We start from the raw sequence: 8,182 nt of genomic DNA, 5'->3' as shown, positions 1-8,182 counted from the left end.
GGCAACGTGAAAGATCAGCCGGTGCGGGTGACGCGGACCGATACTGGGACGTGGGAGGTATCAGTGATCGATCCGAACGACTACCCGAACGGAGAGGCATGATGCGATGAGATATCTGAGCGTCGACGACGTACTGACGATTCACGAACTGATCGTCGAGGACGATCCGGAGACGGATCAGGGTGTGCAACACCGATCGGACATCGGATACGCGACTGGCTTTATCGAAGCCGGTGCGTTCGGACAGAAACCCGAGACGATCCACGAGAAAGCGTTTCACCTCATGCGACTACTTACGGCGAATCACCCGTTCGTCGACGGCAACAAACGGACCGCACTCTCGTCGACGGTCGCCTTCTACGCCCTCAACGGGTTCGACTTCGACTACGGAAACGAGATTCGGACTCTCCTGAAGCAACTCGCAACGGACGAGAGCGAGGTCGACCAGCAAGCCGCTATCGAGCAGTTCGAAGAGACAGCTGCCCCGATCGATCCAGACGTACAGGTTGCGGTTCTCAGTTTCTTCGATCTCGAGGAACGGGCACGAAACGACTATCCCGGTCGCGACCAAAACGAGGGGTAAGATGGCGAGTCAACCAGATCAACCGGACGCCGACGATCTTGAGGACATGGATCCCGACGAGGTTCGTGAGCGGATGCTCCGGTTCATCGTCAAGCGGGATATGGATCGTCACCGCGATATCTACGACAAACTGGCCGACGAATAGCTTTTTTCTGCGACGGTTCTCCTCTCTGCTTGAGCAAAGTCAGGACTTATCAACTGGGGAACGCAGAAGAGTCGGAGGCTACCTGCATAACGACGTACCCCACTATGATTAACCCTACAATGGGTCCTAGTGCGATGCCGCTTAGTTCGAACACTACACTGCCAATTCCAGTTGTGAGTAATCCTACCATGGTTTCTTTCAGTAACTTCGTTAGTGAGCTAGCGATACTTTTGACCCAGCCGTTCCTTCTGCGTGTAAGCCCCCGGATGGATTCGAACCACCGGTTCCAGGCAAACTGGTATTGAGTATCGCGCGGTAGGTGCTGGAATTGCTCTTCTTTCTACACTATCTTCTTCTCCTCAGGAACACAAATTCATTTTGGTGATTGTGGTATCACTGATCATTGGCTGTTCTCTAAAGGGTTATACTATAGAATGAGGGTGTCCGCGAACCCGGTGCTCGAGGACAGCAATAAGCACATGCGAGTTCTTTACAGTCTGAGTATCCTGTTGTCAGAACGACCCGCCGATACCGAGGTACACAAAGATGCCAACTACGGTTGAAATCACGTTAAGTATGTATAGAATCAAGTAATCTTTTATTTCCATGCCTATGTATTTTCGATCTTATTACTAAATCGTTGGGATGATGTGTTTGGTCTCCACACACTCGTGAGTTCCGTGTCCGCGAAGCCGGTGCTCGAGGGCGTTTGAGCAGATATTCAAGCTGATTTTCGTGCTGATAGTGCGATTCCTCACGTTCTGTAGGGATAAATACGCAGATCGAGGATACCGTGGTCTGCTAAGTACAGAGTGCGAACTTACCATTCTGATAGTGGTCCCATTCCAAGGAGGACAAGAAGGCGACTGAGTGTATAGATCGTAGCATATGCGAAAGCGGCTAGTGGTTGAGAGAAAAGTAATAGGAAATACGTTCCAAACGTGGCGGTAAAACCGATTGTTCGGAACGGGACTGCTTGACTTGCAGCTTGGAATTGATCCCACTGGAAAGTGAGAAAGGCTACACCCCCACCCAATGAAATCCCGATGATGACACCGAGATACACTATATATGTCGATGTCTGAAGGCCTGTAAGGGAATCCTCTAGTACTATTTTAACATCACTGAAGAAGTGAGCCCCGAGGGTGAAAACAAAAAGGACCAGTCCGAGTTGTAGAAGATTGATAGCTAATATGCGAGAGTCAGCAGGGTTGAATGTGATGGGGTCTGTATTGAATAACTGATCGCACATTCGATAGCATGCCGCTCCTGCGAACACAGCTAGCGTACCAAACGCAGCACTAGTTGGCTGGTCAATACCGATACTNCACCAAGTCCGAGTAACGCAACCGAGAGACGGCGACCGAGGCGTTTACGTTCCATAAGTTGATGTGCGAGAAGAATAAATATAAAAACTCGTATACGATGTACCTCTCAGATAACTGCTTGCCCTATAGTGAACGTCACCTTCGAGTAATCACGGACCGAAAGATGTCGTCCGAGAAGACAGACAAAGTCGGACAGAATCACCCCAATCTCCCCCGCGAGCACCACCGAAAAAACTAGATTCCCCGCAATTCCTGTCCGGAATGCAGCCAACTCGGACGCATAATCTGCAACAGCACGAGATCCGCGACGACATGAAAGTTTGGCTTAGCCAGAACGAAGTCGCACAGTTGCTCGAGGTGGTCGACGACACCTACAGCAGTTGCGTCGCACTCGGAGCGCGATGTTGTCTCGGAGCCAATGCGCGCCTTCCAAGAATCCACTGACGGCGAGTCGATGTCCTCAAGGAACGTGTGCCGAAATCGGGGACGACATGTACGCGGTCAGGCGGCAGAGACTCGAGCGGCGAGGACCCGAAACGGAGCCGAGAACGACGCCGTCTGACGGGTGTGCTGTGGACGCGCGTGACACCAGCGAGTCTTCGGTCCGGTTCTGACTGCTGATGCCGGCCGTCCGGCGCTATGTGAGAGGGAGTCTAGTGATACTTCCCACGAACTCGACGCTGATCTCCGTCTGACTTTGAAAAATGTACATTGCTATCGGTGGCCACTCGGAGGACGTGATGTCCAGACACGAAACGCGGCGGCAACTCCTCGCAAAGACCGGAACGCTCGGCCTGGCGTTGATGGCGGGATGTATGGGTAACGGATCGACCGGCACTGACGGGACGAGCGACGGGATGAATCGATCCGAGACTGACGGGACGGGGGATGTGACCGACCCCGGGGACGCCCCGCGGACCAGAATCGACCGCTTCAGCGACGCGGCCGGGACGTTGATGGTCCGTTCCGACGCGAACGAGCTCCCCGAACCGAACGAGCCGATCGACTTCGATCAGAAGCCGTTCGTGACGGAGGGATTCGGCCCCGACGGCGAGATGGTTACCTACTACAATTTCGACGTTCAACCGACCACCCCGGCACCGATCTACGCGCTCTTCCGTGAGGGCGAAGAGACGCCGCTCGAGGATCAACGAAACATCATCGACGTGATCCCCGGTGACGAGGGGTACAATGACTTCTGGCACGTCCACGAGGTGACGGTCCCGGCGGACTACGAGGCGAATACGGCAACCAGCGTTCAGGACTTGCAGGACGGCGGGTACGATATCACGGCGACCGATGTCCTGAAGAACTGCCCGGTCGTCCCCGACGGCTCGACCGCCTCGCTGCGCCACGGCGAGGGCGATACGGGCCTCGTGGAAGGCTGGTACGAAGGCCAGATCGTGAGCTACTTCCTGTTCGAGGAGGCACCGCTCACGGTGACCGACGGTTCCGTGCCCGTCTCTCCCATCTACGTCACGTTCAACGAGAACCCGGGCGAAGATGGGGGCGGACCACCGTCCGGCTTCGTGACCGAAGCCGGAAGCGATCGGACCCACAACGTGGTTGCCACGGTACCCGATGACGACGGCTACTCGCCCCTGTGGTCGATCACCGTCTACGACAACGCCGACTTCGCCAGCGTCTCCGACCTCGAGTCGGCCACGGCGGCGACACTACTCGAGTCGGACGTGGCGACGGTCAACTGTCCGGTCGTCTCCGTTGGGACGCCGTAGTGGCTGTCCGGCGTCACACAGTGATCCTCGCCACGGGCGGTGGTCTCGTGGCGGTGTACACTGGATGCTGGACGCTCCCCTTTGACGGCACGTCCCACGAGCAGCACTCACCAAACCCCGGTGGGGAGGCCAGTGCCCGGACTCTCGGCGGGTGACCAGATATATAGCGTCGTTCGATGAAAACCCGAGCACCGTCAGATGGAGAAGGCGCTCTGGTACCTGCTGGTCGGCACGCGCGGCGGCGAAAACCGGGTGCGGATCATCCGCGCCCTCTCCGAGCGCCCCCAGAACGCAAATCAGCTCAGCGAGACGCTCGACCTTGAATACAATACGATCCGATATCACCTCGAGAAGCTCGTCGAGCACGATATCGCGGAAACCGGTGGTGACGAGTACGGCAAGCTCTACTTCCTTACTGACCGGTTCGAGCGTCACGAAGCGGAATTCGAACGGATACTCGATCAAATGGAGAACTAACCGATGGTGATGGAACCCACGCTCGCGATCGCAAGCGTCCTGTCCAGCCTGAGCATCCTGTTGTTACTCGGTCTCACCGCCGTCTGGATACGCAACTACCGGACGTTCGGGTCGTCGCTGGTCCTCGGATTGCTGGCATTCAGCGTCGTTCTCTTGGCCGAAAACGTACTCGCTCTGTACTTCTTCTTCAGCACGAACATGCTCTACACTGGCGACCCGTTCGCCCAACGGATGCTCCTGGTACTTCGGACTCTCCAGCTATCCGCCATCGCGTTCCTCTCCTATGTGACGATGAAATGACAGTCTTGAACGGAGATCGCGGCGCAGCGATGCCCGACCGCGTGCCGCTGCTCCGTCGCTGGGTTGGGGCCAGCCGCGACGCCGGCCGAACACAGTCACCGTCACTGATCTGTACGGCTCCGTTTCGAGGGGGCTGGTCGGACAGCCCATCCCTACCGGCCGGTGTCGTCGGTCGACGGCATCCGGTCCCGCGTCGGCACCCAACGGACCGGACAGCCCCCTGTACGCGTGGTCTCGAGACCGTTGTCGCCACGCAACGGTCTGTAGCGCCCGTCTGACAGGGGTAACCGGGTCGAAACAATGAGCCGCCGGCTCGTCCGCTGGGAGTGAGATCGTTGCGAATGTCCAAGCAATCAGTACGCGGTTCGCGATCGTCGGCGAGGGATCGGGCGGACGAACGCGAATCGGTGACGGCCGTTCGCCTCGAGGGCGTTACCCACGAGTACGGGTCGACTGGCGGACGGTTCCGCTCGGGCGATGAGCGGACGGTGACCGCGCTCCGTGGTGTCTCCCTCGACGTCCCGACCGGGTCGATCGTCGGACTCGAGGGGCCGAGCGGGAGCGGGAAGTCGACGGTGTTACACGCGGTCGCGGGGCTGTTAGTCCCGACGGCGGGGCGCGTCGAACTCCGGGGAACCGACATCGCGGCGCTGTCCGACGCGGAGCGAACGCGGCTGCGGCGACGCCATGTCGGCATCGTGTTTCAGCGATTCCACCTCCTCCCGTCGCTCTCCGCTCGCGCGAACGTCGCGTTGCCGCTCGTCCAGGCGGGCGTGCCGCGGGCCGCCCGCCGGGACCGCGCGACGACGTTGCTCGAGGCGGTCGGGCTCGGCGACCGAACGACCCATCTCCCGAGCGAACTCAGCGGCGGCGAGCGCCAGCGCGTCGCGATCGCGCGGGCGCTGTCGACGGACCCGGACGTGATCGTTGCCGACGAGCCGACGGGCGAACTCGATACGGCGACGGGTCGGGAAGTCCTCGAGTTGCTGACCGACGTCGGACGCGAGCGGGCGGTGCTGGTCGCCTCACACGACGAGGCCACGCTCGCGGTCGCGGATCGGGTCGTCACCCTGTGTGACGGACGGGTGGACGATGTCCAATGAGGCCGCGGACCCGCCCGTGGACGCAGAGCCGCGGCGTCGGACGCGCTGGCGAGGGGTCGTCGGGCTGACGCTCTCGAGGTGGTGGCGACGCGCGACACGAACGACGAAGGGCCGGATCGCGTCGACGGTCGCCGCCGTCGCGCTGACGATCGCGCTCCTGGTCGTCGTGACGGGCATCGCGCTAGCGCTCGCCGACGGCGGCATGGCGACCGCGGACGACGCGGACGTCCGGATCACGCCCGAGGAGAGCGGGACGCTGTCGTCCGTCGACGGCGTCGAGGGGCCGCGACTCGGTTCGACCAACGAGCGAGCCGCGGCGATCCGCTCGCGAGACGGCGTCGAGCACGCCTCGCCGGTGGTAGTCGAGACGGCACGACTCGAGTCGACGGACGGCAACCCACGAACCGTTCGACTGATCGGTCTCGTCCCGGACGGGGAGTCCCGAACCGTCGCGGGGCTGCCGACGACGGCCCTCGAACCCGGTGATCCGCACTACGCGAACGGGAGCTACGACGGACCGCGGACTCGGGAGCTCGTCCTGTCACCGACCGCCGCGGAGCGACTCGACGCCACCGCGGGCGACGAGTTATCCGTCTCGATGGCCGGGGCGGAGCGAGCCGGTGGGACAACCCCATCGGTGACGGTGACGGCCGTCGCGGATGAGGGGACGAGCGGTGGCGGTGCGCCGATCGCGCTGATCCACCTGAGCGAACTCCAGTCGTTGTCGGGCGCTGAGACCGGTGAGCTCGCCGATCGGCTGCTGCTCTGGGGCGAGGCCGACGCGGCGCGGTCGGCCGCAACCGATGCCTACCCCGCCGGGGCGGTCGCGGTGGCCGGCGACATCGATCCGTCGACGCTGTTCGAGGACGGGCTGGCGTTCGCGACGAGCGTGATCGCGCTGCTGGTCGGCGTGACCGTCTGTGCGTCGTTCGTCGCGACGACCATGGGAATGACCGTCGACGAGGACCGTCGCACCCTCGCGGTCCTCGAGTCGGTCGGCTTCCCGACCCGCAGCCGGCTCGCCGTCGTCGCGGTGTCGACGGGGATCACGACGGTGGTGGGTTCGATCATCGGGCTCGGCCTCGGGATGGCGGGCATCGTCGCCGTTAACGCCGTCGCCGGTGCGACCGTCGCGCCGGGGACGGTCGCTCACTTCCATCCGGTGTTCGTCCCGTACGCGATCGGCGTCGCGCTCGTCGCGGGGCTCGTTGCCGTTCCCTACCCGCTGGCCGTGGCCGCTCGGACGTCCGTTCTCGAGGAGGTGGCCCGATAATGCTGCGACGCGCGATCGTCAGAACGGGCGCCGTCGTCGGGCTCGCGATCGCACAGCTTCGGCGGTCGCCCGGTCGAACGGCGCTGACCGTTCTCGCCGTTACGGTGGCCGTGCTCTCGGTGACGGTCCTGGCGAGCCTCGGCGTCGGCGTCGTCGAAAAGGGCGAGGAGGGACTGGACCGGGCCAACCGGGACATCTGGGTCTCGAGCGATCCGGTCGATCCGGCCGCGAGCGGGACCGAGAACCCGCTCGTGGGAGCCCACGGGATGGCCGCCGAAATGACCGCCCGGGACGACGTTCGGACCGCATCTCCGATCGCGATGTACGACGTCTACGTCGGACCGAACGCCTCGGACCTGGAGCGCAGGCCCGCGGTCGGGGTCCAGAAAACCCACGAGGGGTTCGATTTCCGGGCGGGAAGCGGGTTTGCGGTCGACGAGGAGGCCGCCGCCAGTCCCCCGCCCGACGAGCCGACGACCAACGAGATCGTGATCGACCCGCGCATCGCCGACGCGATGAACGTCTCCGTCGGGGAGACGATCTCCGTCGGGACGAGCAGGCAGACGGCCGCGGCCCACGAGTTCACTGTCGTCGGGACCGCGGACTACTATTCCCGGTATCTGAGCTCGCCGACGGTGACGATGCCGCTGGGCGACTTACAGGCGGTCGCCGGCACCTCGGGGACCGACCGAGCGACGTTCATCACCGTGGACGTGGCGGCCGATGCCGACCGGGACGCCGTCGCGAGCGAGCTCGCCGAGGCGTACCCCGAGTACGACGTGCGAACCAGCGACGAACAGGTCGCGTCGATGATCGAGGAGCGGACGATCGTCCTCGCGAGCGGCGCGACGCTGGTCGGGCTCGCCGTCGTCGGCGGCGTCGTCCTGACGGCGAACCTGTTCGCGCTCGTGGCCCACCAGCAACGCGAGCAACTCGCGGCGCTCCGGGCGATCGGCCTGTCCCGACGCGTTCTCGCCGGCACGATCGGCGCACAGGGGCTCGTCATCGGCCTGGTCGGGGGTATCGTCAGCCTCGCGGCGACGCCGCTTGCCGTCCTCGGGCTGAACCGGTTCTCGGCGGCGGTCCTCGGTTTCGAGAGCCTCCTGCAGACGCCGCTCGAGGTCTACCTCGGCGGCTTCGCGCTGGCGCTCGTCGTCGGCACGCTCGTCGCGATCATCGCCGGCTGGCGAGCGGGCCGCTACGCCCGGATCGAGCATCTCGAGGCCTGACCGCGAGC

The 8,182-nt window shown here is 62.6% G+C and carries 8 protein-coding genes; all 8 read left to right on the top strand.

Features of this window, described 5'->3' with window-relative positions; all coding sequences use genetic code 11:
• Positions 1 to 106 precede the first annotated feature (106 nt).
• The 8 genes from C486_RS06715 to C486_RS06680 all read left to right on the top strand — a co-directional run bounded on the left by C486_RS06715 (position 107) and on the right by C486_RS06680 (position 8,174).
• A complete protein-coding gene (locus tag C486_RS06715) occupies positions 107 to 583 on the top strand; it encodes a type II toxin-antitoxin system death-on-curing family toxin (RefSeq protein WP_008454474.1) in 477 nt (158 codons plus the stop codon).
• A gap of 1 nt (position 584) precedes the next feature.
• Positions 585 to 728 carry a hypothetical protein gene (locus tag C486_RS21625; protein ID WP_008454472.1) on the top strand — a complete coding sequence of 48 codons (144 nt, stop codon included), beginning with the start codon at positions 585 to 587 and terminating at the stop codon, positions 726 to 728.
• A 2,032-nt stretch (positions 729 to 2,760) separates the two neighbouring features.
• Entirely contained in the window at positions 2,761 to 3,792 is a 1,032-nt protein-coding gene (locus C486_RS06705) for a hypothetical protein (RefSeq protein WP_008454470.1), read from the top strand.
• A 198-nt stretch (positions 3,793 to 3,990) separates the two neighbouring features.
• Positions 3,991 to 4,269, top strand: a complete 279-nt coding sequence (locus tag C486_RS06700) for a winged helix-turn-helix domain-containing protein (RefSeq protein WP_008454468.1) — start codon at positions 3,991 to 3,993, stop codon at positions 4,267 to 4,269.
• A gap of 3 nt (positions 4,270 to 4,272) precedes the next feature.
• The gene (locus C486_RS06695) at positions 4,273 to 4,569 is read left to right on the top strand and encodes a hypothetical protein (protein WP_008454466.1); all 297 of its coding nucleotides are present in this window, start codon (positions 4,273 to 4,275) and stop codon (positions 4,567 to 4,569) included.
• Between the two features lie 341 nt (positions 4,570 to 4,910).
• Positions 4,911 to 5,672, top strand: a complete 762-nt coding sequence (locus C486_RS06690) for an ABC transporter ATP-binding protein (RefSeq protein ID WP_049910218.1) — start codon at positions 4,911 to 4,913, stop codon at positions 5,670 to 5,672.
• Positions 5,662 to 6,945 carry an ABC transporter permease gene (locus C486_RS06685; protein ID WP_049910223.1) on the top strand — a complete coding sequence of 428 codons (1,284 nt, stop codon included), beginning with the start codon at positions 5,662 to 5,664 and terminating at the stop codon, positions 6,943 to 6,945. The genes C486_RS06690 and C486_RS06685 overlap by 11 nt, the downstream gene beginning before the upstream one ends.
• Positions 6,945 to 8,174: an ABC transporter permease gene (locus C486_RS06680; RefSeq protein WP_008454461.1), complete on the top strand. Its 1,230-nt coding sequence runs from the start codon at positions 6,945 to 6,947 to the stop codon at positions 8,172 to 8,174. The genes C486_RS06685 and C486_RS06680 overlap by 1 nt, the downstream gene beginning before the upstream one ends.
• The last annotated feature ends 8 nt before the right edge of the window (positions 8,175 to 8,182 follow it).

This window comes from Natrinema gari JCM 14663, from assembly GCF_000337175.1.
Lineage (GTDB): Archaea > Halobacteriota > Halobacteria > Halobacteriales > Natrialbaceae > Natrinema > Natrinema gari.
Note: the sequence above shows the minus strand (reverse complement) of the source record. Positions and strands in the feature narration are given on the sequence as shown.

Coding starts and splice junctions, on each gene's coding strand:
- C486_RS06715 (WP_008454474.1), top strand. CDS start 107: ATGAGATATCTGAGCGTCGACGACGTACTGACGATTCACGAACTGATC.
- C486_RS21625 (WP_008454472.1), top strand. CDS start 585: ATGGCGAGTCAACCAGATCAACCGGACGCCGACGATCTTGAGGACATG.
- C486_RS06705 (WP_008454470.1), top strand. CDS start 2,761: ATGTACATTGCTATCGGTGGCCACTCGGAGGACGTGATGTCCAGACAC.
- C486_RS06700 (WP_008454468.1), top strand. CDS start 3,991: ATGGAGAAGGCGCTCTGGTACCTGCTGGTCGGCACGCGCGGCGGCGAA.
- C486_RS06695 (WP_008454466.1), top strand. CDS start 4,273: ATGGTGATGGAACCCACGCTCGCGATCGCAAGCGTCCTGTCCAGCCTG.
- C486_RS06690 (WP_049910218.1), top strand. CDS start 4,911: ATGTCCAAGCAATCAGTACGCGGTTCGCGATCGTCGGCGAGGGATCGG.
- C486_RS06685 (WP_049910223.1), top strand. CDS start 5,662: ATGTCCAATGAGGCCGCGGACCCGCCCGTGGACGCAGAGCCGCGGCGT.
- C486_RS06680 (WP_008454461.1), top strand. CDS start 6,945: ATGCTGCGACGCGCGATCGTCAGAACGGGCGCCGTCGTCGGGCTCGCG.